Source organism: Prochlorococcus sp. G4PB16 (assembly GCF_059772465.1).
This window is the reverse complement of sequence record NZ_CM186289.1, coordinates 649,503-670,713: the sequence shown is the minus strand read 5'-3', so window position 1 is coordinate 670,713 and position 21,211 is coordinate 649,503. Positions and strand designations below refer to the sequence as shown.

Below are 21,211 nucleotides of genomic sequence, written 5' to 3'. Positions count from 1 at the left end.
AATTTTTTAAAAATGGGTTCAGGAATGCGCGGCTACTGGACACTTACTTGGTTTGGTTTGATTTCAAATACACTTGCAATTCCTTTTATTGCTTATGTTGTTGGATCAGGGCCTCCTCTTCAAACTGCCAATATTACTATTGCTATTAGCCTTGCATGGCCAGCTGCCGTAACTGGAATTGTTGCTTCAGCAGGTTTATTCGCTCAAAGAGGATGGGGGGTCATTTTATCAATAGTTGCTTTATCGATGACTCTTTCGGGTACTTTGCCCTACGGAATAATCAGATTAGTTAAAGTAAATGATTTATTAGGAATAAGCGGTTTATCACTTCTTATTGCAGTACTTAATTTACTGGCGTTGCTCTACTGGTGTAGAAGAGGACATAGACGAATTAGGCTTTAACTAATAGTAAATTTAAATAAATCTAGCAATTTTCACCTTGAGTTAAAGCTGGGATATTTTAATCTTCTGTGACGCATTCTCCTCCAGACAGAGACAAAAGCCCTAAGTACTATTTCTATCTCTGCTCTCGTTAAACTACTCTCTTTTAACTGGCCATCAATCTGACGGGATTGAATTATTTTTCTAACTGTTTTGCAAGCATCGATGTCTGAAGAAGAAGAGTCAAGAGCTCTTAATGCTGCCTCGCAGCCATCCGCAAGCATAAGGATCCCCGTTTCTTTTGAATGAGGAATAGGACCTTTATATCTAAAACGTTTTTCAGAGGCAGAAGGATCACTTTCTCTAGCTTTATGAAGAAAATATCCCATTTTTAAGGTACCTTGATGTTCTGGGATGAAATCAGCGATAGGAGATGGCAGTCGATATCTTCTCGCAAGCTTCAATCCTTCATCTACATGGGCTTGAAGAATATCAGCGCTTTTATATGGATTTTTAATTTCTTCATGTGGGTTTATTCCATCTTTTTGATTTTCAATAAACCAATTAGGAGCATGTAATTTCCCCACATCATGGTAAAGAGCTCCAGTTCTTATTAGGTCAACATCAGCTCCAATCACTCTTGCTCCTTCCTCTGCGAGACTTAGAATTGTTAAAGTATGTTCAAACGTACCTGGTGCTTCTCTCGATAAACGGCGAAGTAAAGGACGTTCTTGATCAGCAAGTTCCATTAATCTTGCTCTGGTAAGTAATCCAAATGTATTTTCTAATATCGGAATAATTAATATTGTTGCCATTAGTATTGCGCTTATAATAAGTGTCTCATTAAATAGAGAATTAGAATCAAAAGATAGGTTTTTGAGCTCTAAATTTTTCTCTTTAATTACTTGATTAAAAATCAACCATTGCCCTAATAATGCACCAAAAGGTACAAATAAAGCTATTTGAAGTACTTGTGCTCTGCTTCTCATTCTTCTGCCTAAGAATGCAACAAATGAACCAGCAACACAAGCAATTATTAGTCTAACTTCACTAAATTCATTGAGAGATAATGGCCACATTAGGCTAGCAGCTGCCATCCAGGTCAATGATGTTATACTACCTATCCCTTGCGAAAGAAGTAGTGTGGGAGGTAATATTAATTGCATTGGGCTAGCTATAGGACCAAGCCAATTTTTTGTTAGTTGAACTACTAATAATAAAGTTAATGATAGTAGACCATGTCTAGCCTTGAGCCTAGGCTTCTCTCTTCTCATTATCATAAGAAGTAACCCACAACTTCCCATCGCTTCTGAGAAAGTAATTAACCACTTTAAGGGCCTAGGACTTCTACTTACTTTATTAAAATGTTCAAGAATATCAAATTCTTGTGAGCTTATTGGATCACCTTTTTTTGTAATTAGAGTACCTTCTTTAACTTTTATAGTTCTTATATCATCTTGTTTAACTAAATTTTCAAGTAATATATTAGTTCTTAATGTATCAACTTTTAAATTACTTTTTTGATAAAAGCTACTTGACAATATTTTTGCACCTAATGATCTGTTTGGAGAATCTTGTTTACCTAGATCTATTAATTGAAGTGAAGAAGCTTCATTAAGTTGATCAAGTGCAAGTGTATTGATGATTCCTTGGGAAAGCATTTTTTTTGAAGCATTTTTTATCTCTACTTTCCATTCTTCCCATTCACTATCTGAAACATTAACCAGCCAAATTTTCTCTGAATTTGTTGGATTAATATCATTTATACCTCCCTCGGAATTATTATATTTTAAAGAACGTAGTTTTTTGATTTTTTGAAAAACAATCTTTTCTAAATTATTAGATTTATTTTTATCGATAACTTGGACAAAACTTTCTTTTAATCCTTGTTTCTTTTCTTTTAAGGCTTTAGTGTCTATTACTGTTGCGTTTCTAGGGGCTATTTCATTGAATTGAGCAATATCTCCTGGTTTGAGATCGGGAACAGCAAGTAACTTATAACTTGAAAATATTGCTACTAATAGGCAGACCATTAGGAGAACTGACTTGTCAGTTGCTGACCAGCGAAGGATTGGCCGCCTTGGAGATTGACTCCCTAACCATATCCTCCAAATTTTTTTTGGACTGGGTAATTTAGCCAAAGACCTTCCCACCTTCCTTAACGCTAGGTTTAATGCGTTGATTAATTGAATTCGTATTCATTTTATTTATGCCAAAAATTTTAGATGGAAAAAAACTTGCTCAGGAGATCGAATTGATGCTTCAACAGGCTATCGAATCTGGCTTGGAAGTCGCGGAACGCCCTCCTGGTCTTGCTGTCCTTAGGGTTGGAAATGATCCTGCAAGTGAAGTTTATGTCAATTACAAAGAAAAAGCATGCGATCGAATAGGTGTCAAAAGTTTTGCAAAACATTTAAAAAAAGATATTTCATTGGAGGAACTAACAGAAACCATTAAAAGCTTCAATCAAGAAAAGAATGTTGATGGGATTTTATTGCAACTTCCATTACCTGTGCACCTTGATGAGGCAAGTTTGCTTAGGAGTATTGATCCTGATAAGGATGCTGATGGTCTACACCCTTTGAACCTAGGAAGATTAATAAAGGGAGAGAAGGGCCCAAGATCATGTACCCCCGCTGGTGTTATGGCTCTGCTTGAGCGAAATCAAATCAAAATTGAAGGAAAAAGAGCAGTAGTTATTGGACGGAGTATCCTCGTTGGAAAGCCAATGGCTTTGATGCTTGAAGCGGCAAATGCAACCGTCACTGTTGCTCATTCAAGAACAAAAGATTTACCTTCTTTGACAAGGGAGGCTGATTTACTTGTCGTAGCAGCTGGTAAACCCTATCTGATTGGGAAAAATCATGTCAGAGAGAATTGCGTGGTTATTGATGTAGGTATTCACAGACTTCCGTATGATCAAGAAAACATAAATGAGCTCAAAAAAACTAAACTTTGTGGAGATGTAAAGATATTTGAAATTGAAGATAAAGTTGCCGCCTATTCTCCCGTGCCTGGTGGTGTAGGCCCTATGACAGTAACAATGCTTCTAGCAAATACTGTTGATAGATGGCAGAAACATTGTGGATTACCTTTAACTATTAGTCATTTACTTCCATGAATCACAATGTCCTGAGAGAATTGGTAGGAATCGATTTTTTGCATGCAGGAAGCAATAGCTTCTTTTGACTTCGCTGAGTATCTAGAGAAAACTAGAGCTCGCGTTGAAGATGCGCTAGATGCGTCTCTGGGGCCCGAAAAGCCTGAAAAATTAAGAGAGTCTATGCGTTATTCCCTTTTGGCTGGAGGGAAGAGATTAAGACCAATCCTTTGTCTGGCTGCATGCGAACTTGCAGGAGGTGAAGTTGAAAAAGCTTTGCCTACAGCAGTTGCTCTTGAAATGATTCATACAATGTCTCTTATTCATGACGATCTACCCTCGATGGATAATGACGATCTTCGTAGAGGGCGTCCTACGAATCACAAAGTTTACGGAGATGCAGTCGCAATACTTGCTGGAGATGCTCTTCTGACAAGAGCTTTTGAGATGGTATCAATTCGTACAGAGGGGATACCTTCAGGGAGATTATTGAAAATAGTAGGTGAGCTTTCTTTAGTAGCAGGGGCTCCCGGACTTGTCGGAGGACAAGTAGTTGATCTCGATTGTGAAGGAAAAGAAGTGGACTTGGAAACCCTAGAGTACATTCATCTTCACAAGACAGGAGCACTGCTAAAGGCATGTGTCACATGTGGAGCCTTGATAGGGGGAGCTGATGAGAAGCTTTTGGAAGCATTAAGTGTCTATGCGAGAGGGATTGGATTGGCATTTCAAATAATTGATGACATTCTTGATGTAACTGCAAGTAGTGAAGTATTGGGTAAAACAGCAGGAAAGGATTTAATTGCTGATAAGACTACTTATCCAAAATTACTTGGACTTGATGAATCAAGAAGGAGAGCAGATCTTTTAGTCGCTGAAGCAAAAAATGCTCTTGATCCTTGGCCAGAGCAATCAAAACCTCTTCTTGCATTGGCTGATTACATTACAAGTAGAGATAGATGAATATCAATCCAATTTTCGAATCTCAATTTGTTTATATTCTTGATAATGCAGTTCTGGCTTGGGGACTAGCTGCCTGTGGTATTGCTCAATTTTCTAAATTATTTTTTGAATTGATTTTCAATCAAAGGTGGCGACCGTCAGTACTTATAGAAACAGGAGGCATGCCTTCAAGTCATTCGGCTTTGGTAACAGGAACTGCTGCAGGATTGGGACTTCAGATGGGTTTTAATGACCCAGTATTTGCCTTGGCTTCAACAATTGCTTTTATTGTTATGTATGACGCCTCTGGAATAAGAAGATCGGCAGGTTTAACAGCAGCAAAAGTTAATCAAATTTCAGAAGATAATTCAAACGAATTCATTCGTGAAAATGCTTTAAAAGAATCTTTGGGACACACTAAAATCGAGGTGCTGGTGGGAAGTTTCCTTGGCCCTATTGTGGCTTTGCCAGGTATTTTCTTTATCGGCTCACCTTTGCACATCTTGCAAATGATTGGATTAGTTTCTGTGTGAAAGAACTAAAAAAAACAGAAGACAGTTTCTCCTTAACTAAAGATCAAGAAAAATCTCTAGATTTATTTTGTGAGTGGCTCAAAGCCCCATATTCCTTTAAACCCTTTGTAATTAAAGGCTTTGCGGGTAGTGGAAAAACATATTTATCCATGAAATTATTAAGAAAAGTCGATGAATTAGATTTTTGTTGGACTGTGGTTGCACCAACTCATAAAGCTGTAGGTGTATTAAGGGAGGGTTTAAAAACTGAATCTATTCAACCCACATGGTTTCCCTCTACCATTCACCGTTTACTTCGACTTAAATTGAAAAGACAGGCAGATATAGAAATATGTGAAAAAACAGATCAAACCGATAGTTCTTTGGAAAATTTAGGACTTGTATTAATTGATGAAGCATCAATGATTGATTCCAAATTATTGGAGATAACTCTCGAATGCGCTAGATGTAATTCGACACGTTTGGTTTTTGTTGGTGATCCAGCTCAACTTCCACCAGTAGGAGAAAGTTCTAGCTCAGTTTTTTTAATGAAAAGAGCAGTTAATACTGAACTGAAGGAAGTTGTTCGTCATCAAGGCCCTGTCCTCAAACTGGCGAAAATCATTAGAGATGGTCAAATTCCTTGCAATCAGCCACCAATATTGCCAATCATAAAAACTAAGAAAGGGAATGTTGGATTATTAGATAGAAATAGTTGGCTTGAAAAAGCTAAATCAGCATTGCGGTTATCTTCTTTAGAAGATGATCCCGATAGAGCAAGAATTTTGTGCTACACGAATCGAATTGTTGACAACTTAGTTCCTCATGCAAGAAGAGCTATTCATGGTGAGATGGCTGATCAATATCAAGTTTTGCCTGGGGAGGTCTTAATTAGTCGCAAGGCAGTGATGGTAAATGCTTCTTTAAATGAGGATGAGCTTGGAGAAGAACCAGATATTTTGATTAATTCCAATAGAGAGATGGTTGTTGAAGATGTAATTCCAAATAGTTTTGATTTGGCTTCTTTTGAAACCCATCTGGATTTTGAAAATTCGCTTCCTGTTATTGAAACTCAGATAGCTAGAGTTAACTCTGATCAAAAAGAATTTTCTTTGAGATTAATGCCACCAATCGGTTCAAAATCTCGAGTTGATTTAGATTTTGCTTTAAATGAATTGAGTAATAAGGCTAGAGACATTGGAAAGAAAAATAGTGCTTCTATTTGGAAACTTTTCTTTTTTATCAGAGATTCCTTCGCTTCTTTAGGTCCTGCTTCTGTTCTTACAATTCATAGGAGTCAAGGAAGTACTTTTGGAGAAGTGTTTATAACTTCTGATGTTTTTTGGCCTAAAGATCTTGAATTTAGGAGAAGGCTTGTTTACGTTGCAGTAAGCAGAGCGAGCAAAGGAGTATGGATTGTTGGAGATAATACAAGCAATACTAATCGAGCTCTCTTAAAGAAATTATTAATCGACTAATTTAGAAAAAGTTATAAAAAAGATTTGATTGAGGAATAATTCATAACACTTCTTTTCCAATTTTCTAAAATAATAGGAGAACTTGCCCAATGAAGATGTATCCAGCTTGCATGAATTAAATGATTACAAAAACCTTCATTTTTAATCTCAATATTCCATCCTTTAATATCCCATAGTCTATTTATTTTTGAATTATAGCTTTTATTAATTATTTCCCAGCGATGAAATTCATGTCCTATTAATTTATTGCCAGGAGTAGTAATCGGACTTTTATTTTTACTTATTGCTTCTCTATAACCTATTTTTAAATCACCTTTTCTAGCCTTGAAAGGTAATATTCCAGTCATTGAATGCTCCCTACCTTCATGATCAAATATACTTTTACCTAAAAGCATCATTCCGCCACATTCAGCGTATATGGGAAACTTTTTTGAAAATATTTTTATTGAATTTAGGCTTATTTTTGAATTACTTAATTGCTTTGCATGTTGCTCAGGAAAACCACCAGGTATTATCAATCCTCTCGCTTCTTTTGGAATACTTTTGTTTTCAAGTGGCTTCCAAGTAATAGTTGGCATCCCATTTTCTTCTAATAATTCTTTTGTTTCTTGATATCTAAAATGAAAGGCTTCATCTTCAGCAATAGCAATTGGGTGAATTAATTCTGACTCTTTCTTTGGTAAGAAGTTAATTGTTTTTTTATTAGATTTTGGAGGTAATAAAAGTTTTCTAAAACTTTCAATGTCTAGATTATCTTTGGCTATTGATGCCCACTTTTTAACCTTAATATCTAAGTCCAGTATTTCATGGGCTGGAGCTAAACCTAAATGCCGTGATGGAATAAATAAGTCTTTGCATAAAGGAAGAGAGCCCAATGACTTTATATTGATTTGATCAAGAACCTCCAATAATATTTTTTCATGTCTAAGAGATTGAACATTATTTAGAACAACGCCTTCAATTTTTAATTCTTTATCATGCTCTCTAAATCCTTTTATTAGGGCTGCTAGTGATGCAGCCTTTCCCCTGGCATCAACAATTAGAACTATTGGAAGACTTAAAACCTTTGCTAGTTCAGCCGTACTGCCTTTTGAACTACTGCCAATTCCATCGAATAATCCCATTACGCCTTCAACGAATGAATAATCAGTTAGTCCTCCAAAGTGATTAAAATTTTCTGTAACCCAATTTTCACCAGACAGAATTAAATCAAGATTTCTGCAAGCTTTGTTGGAAGCTGCGGTTAGTTGTTGAGTGTCTAAATAATCAGGTCCAGCTTTAAATGTTTGAACTGTTTTATTTATACTTTTCAACCAAGAAATCAAAAGAAGACTTAAAAGAGTTTTGCCACTGTTACTAGACACAGCAGAGATTACGCATGCCATTTAATGACTATATTTATTTAGCTTGATTAACTAAATCAAGCATTTCTTTGGCTATGGGTGTCGCACTTGCAAGTAAAGGACTCGTATTACCTCTACTGCTGGAAAGCAAACGAGCAACATCATTTTCTAAAGATTCTTTTTGAATAGGAACGACTTGTTCAATAAGTTCCATTCTTGCCATACCCCCAGCTTCTAGTCTCATACATTCCCCAGATTCTGAAGCGAGAATCACACAAATATCGTTTTTTTGCTTGTTTTTTTCTTTTGCAATTAACCTTAGACCTACTATTTGTCCAGGATTTAAGCTTGGTTTACCAATTGGTAGAGAAGTAATACCAACTTCAACAAGAGTTTTGTCAGGGCGAACAAAATTAACTTTCATCTGGTCTTGTTTTGAGAAGATGCGATTTTCTAGCTTCCAATTGAGGCGATCAGCAATCCATGCAGCAAGTAAAAGACCTTGAACTGTTTGAGATCCCTCAATGTCAATATCAATTTTATGTAAATTATCTAGAGCATCTCTTCTTTGAAGTGGATCAAATACCATTGCTAATGTTTCTCTCCAACCTCTAAGACGAAGCCAATTCAGGTCGTTAACAGCTTGTCCAGATTGAATTCTTTGAAGTAATAAATCCAAGCAGTCTATTGGTTCTCCTAGTGAAGTATCAATAATTAATCTTCGATTTGGCAGCGCTAAAGCATTAAGAAATCCAGGCGCCTCATCTATTCTTCCATTCCACCACAACCAAGAGGGAAGTTCATCAGGGACAAGAGTCTCTACAATGTTTAGTCCATCATTTATTGCGGTTTTACTTCCTCTTAAAACAATTACGTCGCCACAAGCTGTTTTGCCTCCCCCTTCTTCAGGAAGAGGACAATATGCAGCAACTAAAGTTTCTAAATTATTTTCTTTTTCAATTGTTGGTGCAATTGTAATTAATCTTCGAGGTTGCAAATTACTTATTGAGGTGTCAATATGTTGACCCCTTAGATCTTCAACATTTTTAATTAACTCATCATCTTGAATTGAAGATTGAACTCTGAAATCAAGTGGTGAAGTGCTGTTAGGAAGATCCCCATTTAAGATGATTTCTCTTGCAGCTTCTATAAGATCATTCCTTTGACTACCTACTACTGGCCCAGAAATTTTTCCAGCTTTGACTAGTTTTTGTTCAATCCAAGCAGGTTGCCAGACAATTAAACAAAAAGTGTTAGCTCCTTTGTCTCCTCGCTCATCATGAGACCACAGTTGTTCAAGATAAGTAGGGATTTCAGTTGGAGGTAACTGAAGAGGGGTTTGAAGGGTTAGTTGAGGAGACATTTAATTTTGTTTGAATGAAAGATTTAGATTCAATTTGTTCAAGGTCGTCTCCATAGAAGTTGATCTTTGCCAATAAGTAAGTCTGATTCGGGAGGTCCCCATGTTCTTGATTCGTATTGATAAACAGGTAATTCCCATGGAGAATCCTCAATTTTCTCAAGCAGAGGAGTATATAAACGCCATGCAGCCTCTACTTCATCACTTCGAGTAAACAATGTTGGATCTCCCAGCATTGCATCAGCAAGTAGCCTTACATAACCTTCATCTGAGGGCTCTCCAAAGGATTCGTCATAAGAAAACTCCATATTTACAGGTCTACTTCTCATCCCAGATCCTGGTGACTTAACCTCAAAACTAAATTCAGCTCCTTCGTTGGGTTGAATTCTGAGAATTAATTGGTTTGATGTTGGGCATCCCCCGGCTGCATCAAAAAGATGAACAGGAGCTTCTCTAAATGTAAGAACAACCTCACTAAGTCTTTTTGCTAATCGTTTGCCAGTCCTTACATAAAAAGGGACCCCTTGCCATCTCCAATTATCTATGAAAAGCTTCATCGCAACATATGTTTCGGTTGTGCTGTTTGGATTAACGCCTGGTTCTTCTCTATATCCAAGGAGTGGATCTTCATCACTACCTCCTTTTGAGTACTGTCCCCTAACGCAACATTCCCAAGGCTTTTCTTCATTGGCAAGCTTCACTGCTTGAAGAACTTTTGCTTTTTCATTTCTTATGGCTTCTGGATCAAAATGACCAGGTGGCTCCATTGCTGTTAAGGCAAGCATTTGAGTTAGATGATTTTGAACCATATCTCTAAGAGCTCCTGAAGATTCGTAATAACCAGCTCGATCTTCTACACCAACTGTTTCGGCACTGGTGATTTGAACACTTGAGATATAATTTCTATTCCAAATAGGTTCAAAAATTGTGTTTGCAAATCTTAGAACAAGAATATTTTGAACGGTTTCTTTTCCTAAATAATGATCTATTCGAAAGATCTGACTTTCTTGAGCACAACCTTGAACGAGAGAATTGAGTGACTGTGCGCTATTGAAGTCTCTCCCAAAAGGTTTTTCAATTACAATTCTACTCCGCTTGGGATCTTTCAATAACCCTGCTGCAGCCAAAGCTCTACATCCACTTCCATAGAATTTGGGAGATACTGAAAGGTAAAAAGTTCGATTACCATGGGTTGCTCTTAACTTATCAATTATTTCAAGTCTTTCCCCAAGCTTTATTAAATGTTCTGGTTGTTGAAGGTCTACAGGTTCATAGAAAAGATTTTTAGAAAATAATTCCCATTCTTTTGGACTTTCGTTTATTTGAGAAGAGAGAGCTTCCTCCATTTTCTCTTTAAATATTTCATCACTCCAGTGTCTTCTTGCACAGCCTAAAACCGCAAACTCACTTGGTAATCTTCTTTGTTTAAAAAGCTCAAATAAAGCAGGAACAAGTTTCCTGTGTGTTAAATCCCCTGAGGCACCAAAAATAACCAGACATTGAGGAGGTACTACTCGCTCTTGGCGAAGACCTATTCTCAATGGATTTGTTACTGGCATGCTCATTGATAAATTCCTTGCCAATTAGATGAAAAATATGATCCAAGTTGCTTCTAATCATTCCGCCATTTTTGGTGGTCGGAGGTCTAAAAACAAAATTGATATTGTTAATTAAATATAGAAAAAATATTTGTAAAGTAATTAATAATTATCGCTTTCCGGACTTTTTATTTATCTAATAAGTCTCAGCATGCCATCTGCCTGCTTTTCTGAGTTTAGGTCTAAGTTCAGACCAATTTAAACCTTTTGCAGCAGCTGCAGTTGACATTGCCTCGTCTATACCTGGTTCCATCCCTTTTAATCCACATAAATAAATATGAGTTTTAGGATTTTCAATCATGTTGAATATTTCTTCTGCATTTTCAAGAACCCTGTCTTGAATATACATCCTTCCTCCTTTTGAGTTCTTTTGCTCTCTGCTAATTGCTTTTGTATATCTAAGATTGTCGGGGAATTTTGATTTGTAATGTTCAAAATCAGAATCATAGAGAAGATTAGCTGTTTTTGGGGCACCCATAAATAACCAAGCTTTCCCTTTGAAATTCCATTTATGTTTTTCAATTTCTGTAGGTTCAAACATCCTTCTTAAATATGCTCTCATTGGAGCTATACCAGTTCCTGTGGCGAGCATTATTATGTTTGAGTCTTCTTCCTCTGGAAGAAGCATTTCTTTTCCTACTGGGCCACTAATTTTTACTTTATCGCCAGGGGATAGGTTACACAGATAGGTAGAGCAAACGCCATTAATGGTTTCACCATCTTTTTCGTACTGAAGTTGGCGAACACATAATGAGAGAGTATTTCCTTCGAAGTTATCACCATATCTCGTACTCGCAATTGAATAAAGCCTTGGCCTATGCGGCTTGCCTTTTGCATCTTCTCCTGCTGCGAGTATTCCACAACTTTGGCCTTCAACATATTTGAAGTCAGGGTCTCCTCCAGATAGATCAAAAGTTATATGTTGAACTTTACCAATCGCTCCTTCTTTTAATGCTGAATAATTTTCGGTCACAGTCCCTGTGAAAGGTGCTTTTGGCTTATAGGTATTAACCGGTACATCCGAATGAGGTTTCTTTGCAGCAGCAGCTTTAGGCGCAGCAGCAGCAGCTTTAGGCGCAGCAGCAGCAGCAGCAGCTTTAGGCGCAGCAGCAGCTTTAGGCGCAGCAGCAGCAGCTTTAGGCGCAGCAGCAGCTTTAGGCGCAGCAGCAGCTTTAGGCGCAGCAGCAGCTTTAGGCGCAGCAGCAGCTTTGGAAGGAGCTGTAACTTTTTCGCTTAGAGCATTCTTACCAGTTCGCAGCATTGCACCAAATGAATATTGCCTACGTATTAGGTAGAAAAAACCAATTATGATAGGAATATGCGCAAGACCACCAATAACTACCTTTGTCTCTGAGTAAGCCATAAAAACTTAAATTAGAACGTGAGATTACCAATAAGAGGTAACTTTTAGCTGTTTTATCTTCATATTACTAATTTATTAGTTCATCTTTTGAGACCGTCACAAGATCATTCCTAATCTAATGCCCCTAATATTGAGGTTTTAAGAATTGAGATTGTTCTTATTTATTAACATAATATTTTTTCTTTCTTTTTTTAGTGGAATTTTATTTAGAAAAATGAATTTATTAAGTAGTTGATAGATTGAAAAAATTTAAGCCAAGAGGAATTATTTTTTTATAAAGTTTTCCCCTAGAAGTTTTTAAAATTTAAAGAAATTTTGCTTATAGCCCCAAGGGGATTCGAACCCCTGTCGCCTCCGTGAAAGGGAGGTGTCCTAGGCCTCTAGACGATGGGGCCAGATGCAGTGACAAATCTATTTGACACAAAAGAAAGTTACGGGCCAGCGTTGCCACTCGTCAAGGCTTCTTGATCCTTATTTTGACCACGCCATACAGGAACAGTGAAATAGAAACATGCTCCTTCAGTTGGTTTGGAAACTACCCAGATCTTGCCTCCATGCACTTCAACAATTCTTCTACAAACTGAAAGACCAATGCCAAAGCCGATTGTCTCTTGAGAAGTTTGCGGAAGCCTGACTCGATCAACAAAAATTCTTTGTTGTTCTTCTGGTGGAATACCTGGTCCATTATCTCTAACAATTACTTCAACCCATTGATTTGTTCTGTGAAGCATTGTTATAAAAATTTCACCTTTGTCTTCGGAAAATTTCAAAGCATTTTCAATGAGGTTCAACAAAACCTGCATCATTCTTCTTTGATCTGCGAAAACGGAGGGTAAATCAGATGGAATGTCTGTATTTATTTTTATTTTCCTACTGAGCCATAGTTTTTCAAGCTCAAGAATTGCTTCAGCAGAAATATTCGCAAGATCAACTTTTTGAGGATTAAACAATGTTTCCCAACGAGTACTGCCAACTTCTAATAAATCCTTTGAGAGTAATTCAATTTCTTCTAGCCTTCTCTTAAGTACCTCTTGGAATTTAGTCATGCTTATTTGTCCAAGCTTTTGGCTTTGAAGCGCTAAGCCAGCTGCTGTTAATGGAGTTCTCAACTCATGAGCAACCATTCTTAAGAGACTTTCTTGAGAATGTATTTTTTTTGTAAGTGTTTCGTTTTCTTGTCGAAGAACAAGAAGATCATCCTCGAGAAGAAGTTCTTTTTGTATTTGATTTGATTCAACCGTTTTAGCTCTAAGGCTTATTCCTCCTCCTTTAAGTAGCCCTTCATGTTGCCATCTTGGAACCCAAGTTTTAACTTGCTCAAAAATCGAGCTGCCTGCAAAAATCTGCTTAGGTTGGGGTTCTAATTTTATAAGTGCAGGAATTGCTACCAATTTATAAAACTCAAGTAATTCAGGATTCTCAAAAGGATCTGAAAATTCTAAAGTAACGTTAAAATCACAATTCTCTCCTTCCAAGTATTCAATTAACGAACGAATATCTCCCCTTGAGAGGTGGTGACGAGATGCCACAAGCAACAGTTTTAACTGCCGTCTATCGTTAGCTTCGGCACTAATCACAGTGTCGAGCAATCTAAATAATTACGTATACCTTAAGGTAAAGAGACTCGTTTTAGGTATTAGCTAATAATTAATTGAATACTTTTTTAAACCTCTCAGTTCCAGTTAAATGGCTATTTCTTATTCATCTGGTATTGGAAGAACTCAAAAATCTTCGGAAGGTATTGATAGACTTAGGATTGACTTTGAAAGTAATTTAAGGCGATGGTTTGGTAGAAATATTGGCTTATGGCATTCTAGGCGACAATATTTTTTTGATGAAGAAAAGGCTGTTGATTTGGAAATGTATATCAGTGTAGCCAAGATAACTCAAATAGATTCTGAATTTGAGAGTTATCGGTTTAAGTGGTGGTGCGAAGATGAAAAAGATTTTTTTATTAAAAGACCAACTTATAAAAGTGAAGGAGAAATAACGGCAAGACTTGAAGGCCATCAACTAATTCGTGATTGTTCTTATTTATCTGATTCTTCATGCATATCAAACATAAGACAAGTTGATGAACACGAATTAATTCTCGAGTCTAATTACGATGATTGGCATGTATTGGAACATACACGCTTGATAGATCAGGACAAATATAGATCAAGAAATATTTATAGTTGGTTTAAAGATGATTTGAAGATAGTGGAAAATCATCATGAAATAAGGATTAAGAATCCCAACTGACCAGTCGATTAAAACTATTTTGATAGACCTTAATGTATATTGTATATTTAATTTGCATGTGAAGAATTTTGATAGATTTTTTGCTGCATAAATGTTTACGGATTAAAATCAATTGAGAAAAATGAACAAATCTCCAAGAAAAAAAATCTTGGCTATATCAATTTTATTCGCCTCAATACTTTTATCAAGTTGTAGTTCCTCCATCAAGTCAGAATCTAATCCAACTAAAATGAGCTCTGATAAAAAGGATGTTGATTTTATTCCTGCTAATGACGAAGATATCTTTTTATATAGACAAATAGGAATTAGCTATCTATGTATGGCAAGACAGATTGAAATTGAATTTCCTAAGGCTATTTCCTTGGCAGCGAAAAATTATGCATTGCTTATTTCAGGAAGGCATGGTGGATTTATTAAAGAATTAGGAAAAGAAAAAATACCAGAAAAAAATATTTATAATGGAGCAATTTTACAACTTCTTGATGGAGCCATGAAGAATTGTCCTGACATGGTTCCTGAAGAAGATAAGAAAAAATTCTTAAAAACTGTTGAACAATTAAACCAAAAGAAATAAATATTAAATAAAATTAGATAAAATTTATTTAATATGTCAAATCCAAAAACCATTAAATTATCAGATTATATTGAATACCCATTTCTAATACCATTCATATATTTAGATTTTGAGATTGGCAAGGATTATGTTGTTGTTCAATCTTTAATGACAGTTAAGGCAAAGACTAAAGAATCTACAAAGCTTATTCTACAAGGCAAGCAAATTAAATTATTATCAATATCAATAAATGGAAAAGAGTTGAAGTCTAAAGAATATTCAATTTCTGATGACAACTTGATTATAGATAGTCCTCCCGTTTCAGAATTTGAATTAGGAATAAGATCTCAAATAGATCCTTTTAGTAATACATCATTAGAAGGGTTATATTTAAGTTCAGGCATGTTGACTACACAATGTGAAGCAGAGGGATTTAGAAGTATTTGCTATCATCCCGATAGGCCAGATGTGTTAAGTAAGTATACAGTAAGACTAGAGGCTGATAGGAATTTATATCCAGTATTATTGTCAAATGGGAATAAGAAGTATTCAGGGGAGTTGAAAAATAATAGTAGTAGACACGAAATAATTTGGGAAGACCCTTTCCCTAAGCCTTGTTATTTATTCGCCTTAGTTGCAGGTAAATTAAATTCAGTTTCAGATTCATATTTTACAAATAATGGTAGATTGATTGATATTAAAATATATGTGGAATCTGGGGATGAAAAATATACAAAACATGCTATAAATTCTCTAAAAAAAGCAATGAGATGGGACGAGGATAATTATGGCCTTGAATATGACTTAGATGAATATAAAATTGTTGCCGTAAGGCATTTTAATATGGGAGCGATGGAAAATAAGGGACTAAATATTTTTAATTCTAAGTTGGTTTTGGCTGACTCAAATACAGCTACAGATGATGAACTAGAGAGAATAGAAAGTGTAATAGCGCACGAATATTTTCATAATTGGACTGGGAATAGAATTACATGTCGAGATTGGTTTCAGCTCTCTTTAAAAGAAGGTTTGACAGTTTTCAGAGATCAATCTTTTACTTCTGATCTTCATAGTGTAGGCATAAAAAGAATAGAAGATGTGTCATTCCTTAGAAACTTTCAATTTGCTGAAGATAAAGGCCCTACATCCCATGCTGTGAAGCCTAAAGAGTATGTAGCTATTGATAATTTTTATACAACAACAATATATGAAAAGGGAGCTGAGTTAATAAGAATGCTTGAGCTTTTGCTAGGTAAGGAGAAGTTTTTTAGAGGTATTAACCTTTATTTTCAAACTTTTGATGGGAAGGCTGCTACAACTGAGGATTTCATTAATTCATTAATTAAAGGTGCTTATTTTGAAGAGGGAAGTTGTCCTTTTGATGTAACAAAGTTTCTAAACTGGTACTATAAATCAGGTACACCAAAAGTTTATGTGAATCAATCATGGGATTCTAAAAATTCAATTTTGAATGTTTCTTTTGAGCAGAAAATAGATAGTAAAAAAAACAATGAAAATATTGAAATGGTTATTCCAATTCTTTATTCTTGTTATAGTAAAGAACAAAAAGTTATCCCTATAGTGGAAGATAATTTATTTGTTTTAGATAAAAATAGAAAGAATTTACAAATTAATACTATCCCAGGTGAAAAAGAACCTCCGGTTTTATCGATTTTCAGACGTTTCTCTTCACCTGTTGATTGGGAATCTGATTTATCTATAGAAGACTATCTTTTTCTTTTCTCAAATGATAATGATTATTTCTCCAGATGGGACTCTGGTCAATTTTTGATGCGTCAAATCATTAAAAGTAGGCTTTGCAATAAGACAGATCATGTTTTTGAAGAGAGGTTTATTAATGCTATTAAAAAATCTATAAAAGCCCTGGAAATAAAGGACCCTTTTTTCTTGGCAACACTTTTAACAATACCTGGATTAGCAGAATTGGAGTCTTTATGCAAAAAAGTGGATCCTATAAATATTTATAAAGAGTCTTTAAATCTTCAAGTTTTAATTGGTAATAAAACCCTTCAAGAATTAAGAATAATCTCTAAAAATTTATTAGTGAATATTAATCATGAATGGCCAATGGGCAAAGGAGAAAGAAAACTATTAGGTACTATTTGGTCCTTTTTAACTCTTACAGGTGATAGGACTATTCAGAAGAATTGTGTTAATTCAATTAGTCATTCTTCAATGACCATAGTAAGATTCGCTCTTGAGGCATTGAAGCCACTAGATATTCCTGAGACCGAAGAAGCTTCTAAATTATTTTACAACATTTGGAAAGAAAATTCAGTGGTTTTAGATTCATGGTTCGCTTATGAGGCCTCAAGACCTAATAAGGAAGGAATTGATGTTATTGAAAAATTATTATCACATTCTAAATTTGATTGGAAGGCTCCAAATGCATTAAGAGCTGTTCTAGGAGGGTTTAGTAAAAACGTTGAGTTATTTCATTCTCCTGATGGCGAGGGTTATTTATTTATGGCTGAAAAATTAATTGAGGTAGATAAAATTAATCCAATAACAGCTTCAAGAATGGTAAAAGTTTTCAGTAAATGGAAAACCTATATAGATAAAAATAAGGAAGGAATGTATACATCAATATTAAAATTAAATAAAGCAAATATATCCTCAAATACAAGAGAGGTAGTGGAACTAATTTTGAAATAAATTTAGGAAATCATCTGAACATTGAGCTGACAGAACTTTCTTCATGAATTCTCCATATGGCTTCTCCAAGCATATTTGCAACTGACAAGACCTTTAATTGAGAGAAATGTAGATTATTTGGTACGGGGATACTATTAGTGACAATCACTTGTTCAAAAAGGCCTTCTTTGGAAAGTCTTTCGTAAGCAGGAGGAGAGAAAACAGCATGAGATGCACATGCAATAACTTTTTTTGCGCCCTCTTTTCTAAGCAATTCAGCTCCTGCGCAAATAGTACCGCCAGTGTCAATCATGTCATCAATCAATATTGCTGTTTTGCCAGAGACTTCCCCAATAACGGTGAGGCTTTCAGCAACATTATGCCCTGAGCGACGTTTGTCAATAATGGCTAGAGGTGAATCTTTCATTTGCTTAGCAAAAGCCCTTGCTCTGGCTACACCTCCTACATCAGGAGAGACGACAACAATTTCATCAAGTTTCATAGTTGATAGATAATCAACTAAAACCGGTGATCCATAAATGTGATCGCAGGGAATATCGAAATAACCTTGGATTTGTGCCGAATGTAAATCCATTGCTAGTACTCTATCTACTCCTGATTTGACAAGAATATTTGCGGTAAGTTTTGCAGTTATTGACTCTCTCCCTGCTGTCTTCCTGTCTGCTCTTGCGTAACCAAAATATGGAATTACAGCTGTAATTTGTCGAGCAGATGCTCTTTTGCAAGCATCCACCATAATCATAAGCTCCATTAAACTGTCATTAACAGGAGCACAGGTTGGTTGTATGAGAAAAACATCACACCCTCTGATTGATTGCTGTATTTGAACATAGAGCTCTCCATCCGCGAACCTTTTTGAAACTAGAGGGACATTTGTTATGCCCATATAAGTCGCGATTTCTCTTGCTAATGCTGTATTTGATGTCCCACTAATTAATCTGAGTCTATTAGTGTCATGCTTGAGACTAGTAGGCTCAGGATGCGCTGCAGTAATAAAACTGGTCACGGTTCCACCGCAAGCAAGAAATAATATTTACCAATCTACCGTTATGTTGATCAATGATCATATAAAAGCTTTTTTAAATTTTTTCTTAAAAGTTTTTATTTTCTCTCTTGAAACGGTAAACCATTGTCCTGTCTTCTGTTTTGGGTGGTTGAGTAAAAGATATTTATCTGAAGAATTTTCTTTTGAAAACATTAATAATTTGACTTCAGGTAAAGGCTTAAAGATTTTTGACGGAGATTCTGTTGAAAACACACATTTAAAGGGAGCTTTATTTAGGTACTTGGGACTTTCGATCAAGAGTTGTTTCTGAAGAAAAAACATATAATCTTAGGAGAACCTTACCTAGTGGGGACTGTCTGGTTTGAAAGTTTATTAAGGTTTGCAAGTAGAAAATGCTATTCTTGGATATAAATTCATTTAGCAATTTATTTAAATGAAGAAGAAAATTTTGTTTTTTATATAAATGTTTAGATTGTTAATAGATTTGTTAATATCTAGTTACTAAATTTATTTTTTTGATTTTAAGAAAAAGATTTTCCTTTTTACAATGGAATCCATTTTGAATTTAATAAAAAAAAAAGAATTATTAGTATTTATTTCGTATTTTTAAGAGATAAAAAAAGTGAAATTGGAAAGAAATTCAGGAATCCTTCTTCATCCAACCTCATTACCTGATAGTCCTGTCTGCGGTAGTTTTGGTAAGCCTGCTCGAGTATGGCTTAATGAACTTGCTGTGTCTGGGATAGGAGTTTGGCAGTTTTTACCTCTTGCTCCCACTGATTCATTTGGCTCTCCTTATAGCTCTCCATCAAGTTTTGCTTTTAATCCATGTTTCCTTGATCAAAATGATTTGATTAGAGATGGCTTTTTAGCTAATCATCTAGAAAAGTTTTCTTCTGAAAATGAGTGTTTTGGCAATAGAGTTGATTTTCAATTAGCTAATTCAAGAGTTAGTTCCTTACGTTCTTCTTTGGTTGATTGTTGGGACGAACAGAATAGTACTATTCAAGAAGAATTCGAAATATGGTGCTCAAGGCAATTTTGGTTGGATGATCATTCTATATTTATGGAACTAAAAATTCAATACAATGATCTTCCATGGTGGCAATGGCCAGATAAATATGCAGTTCGCGATAAGAAAGAATTAGCAAATTGGAAAAAAAATAACCAGAGAGAATTGTTAGGTCATAATCTGCTCCAATGGCATTTGGATAGGCAATGGAAATCAATCAGAAAACTTGCAAAAAATCTTGGAATTTTTTTGTTTGGAGACGTCCCTTTTTATGTATCAAAAGATAGTGCTGATGTATGGAGTAATCGATCATTATTTTCTATTTTAAATAATTCAGATACATTCCTCCAAAGTGGTGTGCCGCCTGATTATTTCTCTGAGACCGGGCAGCTTTGGGGAAACCCTGTTTATCGTTGGAGCAGGCACAAAGCTAGCAAGTTTAGCTGGTGGAGAAAAAGAATTTCAAGACATCTAGAACAGGCTGATTATTTACGTCTTGACCATTTTCGTGCTCTTGAAGCTTTTTGGGCTATTCCTGGTAAAGATAAAACAGCTGAGAATGGTTTTTGGCTGCCTTCCCCTGGGAGAGATATACTACGTTTAATCAAAAAAGATTGCAGTGGTTCGCTCCCTTTAGTTGCGGAAGACTTAGGTCTCATAACATCAAAAGTTGAAAAGTTACGCGATGATTATGAGTTAGCAGGAATGAAGATACTTCAATTTGCTTTTGATGGAAATTTAGATAATCCCTATTTGCCAGAGAATATTAAAGATGAAAACTGGATTGTTTATACAGGGACTCATGATAATTCAACTTCTCAAGGCTGGTGGAGAGAAATGGGTCAAGATAGAAAAGAACTAATCAAAGAGAGAATTATTGATGATGAGAATTTTACATCTTGGGAATTGATTCGAATTGGCATGGAAACTAAAGCCAAATTATTTGTATCGCCTATGCAAGATTTGTTAAATCTTGATGATAGTGCTCGATTAAATAAACCTGGCACAATAGAAAACAATTGGTCATGGAGATTATCTGGAGATGATTCGAATATCCAAGAAGTTTTAAAAAGGTATGGTGATTTAGCTAAAGAAAATAGAAGATAAAGTTACTTTTATTTTTGATTATTAATTATATTCTCATTTCTTATAATAGTCTTCTCTATGATTATAGGTTCTGTCGAAACACTATTTATTTTTATAAGATATCTTTGCTGACTATTAAGAGCTAATATAGATAAAAACATAAAGATAATATACAACAAGCTTCCAACCCAGCTATTAAGAAAGTCTATATTTATAAAATTAAATTTAAACCCAGATATATTTTTGTTACTAACTTTTTGCACTAATAAACCCTTCAGACTTCCTCTTTCTAAATTAAGCTTAATTTCAAGACTTTTGATCATTGAAATTAAATAGGTTGTTTCTGGTAAATATTTTTTCCATCCATTTTCAATTGCTATAAGAACATTCCTCGAGATTTTTGTCTCCTTTGATAGTTGATCTAATGAAATTCCAGATTTCTCTCTCTGAGTTTTAAATAAATTAAGTGCCTCAGAAAAATCATTATTAGGATCAGGTTTATCAGCTTGATGTGATAATTCTGATGATGATTTTTTGAAGGGAAAATTTAATGACAT

Annotated in this window: 17 protein-coding genes and 1 tRNA gene; 9 read left to right on the top strand and 9 right to left on the bottom strand. The window is 35.3% G+C overall.

What is annotated here, in order from left to right:
- Positions 1–24 precede the first annotated feature (24 nt).
- Entirely contained in the window at positions 25–402 is a 378-nt protein-coding gene (locus AC6EIZ_RS04195) for a hypothetical protein (protein ID WP_498512619.1), read from the top strand.
- A 32-nt stretch (positions 403–434) separates the two neighbouring features.
- Here AC6EIZ_RS04195 and AC6EIZ_RS04190 read toward each other — a convergent pair whose 3' ends face one another.
- Positions 435–2,414, bottom strand: a complete 1,980-nt coding sequence (locus AC6EIZ_RS04190; RefSeq protein ID WP_498513178.1) for an HDIG domain-containing metalloprotein — start codon at positions 2,412–2,414, stop codon at positions 435–437.
- Positions 2,415–2,590: 176 nt separating this feature from the next.
- Here AC6EIZ_RS04190 and folD point away from each other — a divergent pair, with 176 nt between their 5' ends.
- The 4 genes from folD to AC6EIZ_RS04170 are packed head-to-tail and all read left to right on the top strand — an operon-like array spanning position 2,591 to position 6,413.
- Entirely contained in the window at positions 2,591–3,502 is a 912-nt protein-coding gene (gene folD / locus AC6EIZ_RS04185) for a bifunctional methylenetetrahydrofolate dehydrogenase/methenyltetrahydrofolate cyclohydrolase FolD (protein ID WP_498512617.1), read from the top strand.
- Between the two features lie 42 nt (positions 3,503–3,544).
- Positions 3,545–4,444: a geranylgeranyl diphosphate synthase CrtE gene (crtE, locus tag AC6EIZ_RS04180; protein ID WP_498512615.1), complete on the top strand. Its 900-nt coding sequence runs from the start codon at positions 3,545–3,547 to the stop codon at positions 4,442–4,444.
- Complete coding sequence (locus AC6EIZ_RS04175; RefSeq protein ID WP_498512613.1) at positions 4,441–4,956, top strand: divergent PAP2 family protein; 516 nt, start codon at positions 4,441–4,443, stop codon at positions 4,954–4,956. Before crtE ends, AC6EIZ_RS04175 begins: the two co-directional genes overlap by 4 nt.
- Positions 4,953–6,413 (top strand): ATP-dependent DNA helicase, encoded by a 1,461-nt coding sequence (locus AC6EIZ_RS04170; RefSeq protein ID WP_498512611.1) that lies wholly within the window; start codon positions 4,953–4,955, stop codon positions 6,411–6,413. Before AC6EIZ_RS04175 ends, AC6EIZ_RS04170 begins: the two co-directional genes overlap by 4 nt.
- 11 nt (positions 6,414–6,424) lie before the next feature.
- On the opposite strand, the gene AC6EIZ_RS04165 is transcribed toward AC6EIZ_RS04170, so the two are convergent.
- From AC6EIZ_RS04165 to AC6EIZ_RS04140, 6 genes are all read right to left on the bottom strand, one after another.
- Positions 6,425–7,777 (bottom strand): cobyrinic acid a,c-diamide synthase CobB, encoded by a 1,353-nt coding sequence (locus AC6EIZ_RS04165; RefSeq protein ID WP_498512609.1) that lies wholly within the window; start codon positions 7,775–7,777, stop codon positions 6,425–6,427.
- A 34-nt stretch (positions 7,778–7,811) separates the two neighbouring features.
- A complete protein-coding gene (locus AC6EIZ_RS04160) occupies positions 7,812–9,119 on the bottom strand; it encodes a glucose-6-phosphate dehydrogenase assembly protein OpcA (RefSeq protein WP_498512607.1) in 1,308 nt (435 codons plus the stop codon).
- 38 nt (positions 9,120–9,157) lie between these two features.
- Entirely contained in the window at positions 9,158–10,681 is a 1,524-nt protein-coding gene (zwf, locus tag AC6EIZ_RS04155) for a glucose-6-phosphate dehydrogenase (RefSeq protein WP_498513177.1), read from the bottom strand.
- Between the two features lie 169 nt (positions 10,682–10,850).
- A complete protein-coding gene (locus AC6EIZ_RS04150) occupies positions 10,851–12,077 on the bottom strand; it encodes a ferredoxin-NADP reductase (RefSeq protein ID WP_498512606.1) in 1,227 nt (408 codons plus the stop codon).
- A 322-nt stretch (positions 12,078–12,399) separates the two neighbouring features.
- Positions 12,400–12,472, bottom strand: a tRNA-Glu gene (locus AC6EIZ_RS04145).
- A gap of 36 nt (positions 12,473–12,508) precedes the next feature.
- Positions 12,509–13,654 (bottom strand): histidine kinase, encoded by a 1,146-nt coding sequence (locus AC6EIZ_RS04140; RefSeq protein WP_498513175.1) that lies wholly within the window; start codon positions 13,652–13,654, stop codon positions 12,509–12,511.
- A gap of 109 nt (positions 13,655–13,763) precedes the next feature.
- Here AC6EIZ_RS04140 and AC6EIZ_RS04135 point away from each other — a divergent pair, with 109 nt between their 5' ends.
- The 3 genes from AC6EIZ_RS04135 to pepN all read left to right on the top strand — a co-directional run bounded on the left by AC6EIZ_RS04135 (position 13,764) and on the right by pepN (position 17,550).
- Positions 13,764–14,321, top strand: coding sequence for a hypothetical protein (locus AC6EIZ_RS04135; RefSeq protein WP_498512604.1), 558 nt, complete (start codon positions 13,764–13,766; stop codon positions 14,319–14,321).
- A 121-nt stretch (positions 14,322–14,442) separates the two neighbouring features.
- Complete coding sequence (locus tag AC6EIZ_RS04130; protein ID WP_498512602.1) at positions 14,443–14,895, top strand: DUF8650 domain-containing protein; 453 nt, start codon at positions 14,443–14,445, stop codon at positions 14,893–14,895.
- Positions 14,896–14,928: 33 nt separating this feature from the next.
- On the top strand, positions 14,929–17,550 hold the full coding sequence (gene pepN / locus AC6EIZ_RS04125) for an aminopeptidase N (RefSeq protein WP_498512600.1): 2,622 nt from the start codon (positions 14,929–14,931) through the stop codon (positions 17,548–17,550).
- A gap of 10 nt (positions 17,551–17,560) precedes the next feature.
- Here the strand turns inward: pepN and AC6EIZ_RS04120 are convergent, their stop codons facing one another.
- A complete protein-coding gene (locus AC6EIZ_RS04120; protein ID WP_498512599.1) occupies positions 17,561–18,556 on the bottom strand; it encodes a ribose-phosphate pyrophosphokinase in 996 nt (331 codons plus the stop codon).
- Between the two features lie 622 nt (positions 18,557–19,178).
- On the opposite strand from AC6EIZ_RS04120, the gene malQ reads away from it, so the two are divergent.
- Entirely contained in the window at positions 19,179–20,675 is a 1,497-nt protein-coding gene (malQ, locus tag AC6EIZ_RS04115; RefSeq protein WP_498512597.1) for a 4-alpha-glucanotransferase, read from the top strand.
- Positions 20,676–20,683: 8 nt separating this feature from the next.
- Here malQ and AC6EIZ_RS04110 read toward each other — a convergent pair whose 3' ends face one another.
- Complete coding sequence (locus AC6EIZ_RS04110) at positions 20,684–21,211, bottom strand: helix-turn-helix domain-containing protein (RefSeq protein ID WP_498512596.1); 528 nt, start codon at positions 21,209–21,211, stop codon at positions 20,684–20,686.

Coding starts and splice junctions, on each gene's coding strand:
- pepN (WP_498512600.1), top strand. CDS start 14,929: ATGTCAAATCCAAAAACCATTAAATTATCAGATTATATTGAATACCCA.
- AC6EIZ_RS04135 (WP_498512604.1), top strand. CDS start 13,764: ATGGCTATTTCTTATTCATCTGGTATTGGAAGAACTCAAAAATCTTCG.
- folD (WP_498512617.1), top strand. CDS start 2,591: ATGCCAAAAATTTTAGATGGAAAAAAACTTGCTCAGGAGATCGAATTG.
- AC6EIZ_RS04110 (WP_498512596.1), bottom strand. CDS start 21,211: ATGTCATTAAATTTTCCCTTCAAAAAATCATCATCAGAATTATCACAT.
- AC6EIZ_RS04195 (WP_498512619.1), top strand. CDS start 25: ATGCGCGGCTACTGGACACTTACTTGGTTTGGTTTGATTTCAAATACA.
- crtE (WP_498512615.1), top strand. CDS start 3,545: ATGCAGGAAGCAATAGCTTCTTTTGACTTCGCTGAGTATCTAGAGAAA.
- AC6EIZ_RS04160 (WP_498512607.1), bottom strand. CDS start 9,119: ATGTCTCCTCAACTAACCCTTCAAACCCCTCTTCAGTTACCTCCAACT.
- AC6EIZ_RS04150 (WP_498512606.1), bottom strand. CDS start 12,077: ATGGCTTACTCAGAGACAAAGGTAGTTATTGGTGGTCTTGCGCATATT.
- AC6EIZ_RS04175 (WP_498512613.1), top strand. CDS start 4,441: ATGAATATCAATCCAATTTTCGAATCTCAATTTGTTTATATTCTTGAT.
- zwf (WP_498513177.1), bottom strand. CDS start 10,681: ATGAGCATGCCAGTAACAAATCCATTGAGAATAGGTCTTCGCCAAGAG.
- AC6EIZ_RS04130 (WP_498512602.1), top strand. CDS start 14,443: ATGAACAAATCTCCAAGAAAAAAAATCTTGGCTATATCAATTTTATTC.
- AC6EIZ_RS04190 (WP_498513178.1), bottom strand. CDS start 2,414: ATGGTCTGCCTATTAGTAGCAATATTTTCAAGTTATAAGTTACTTGCT.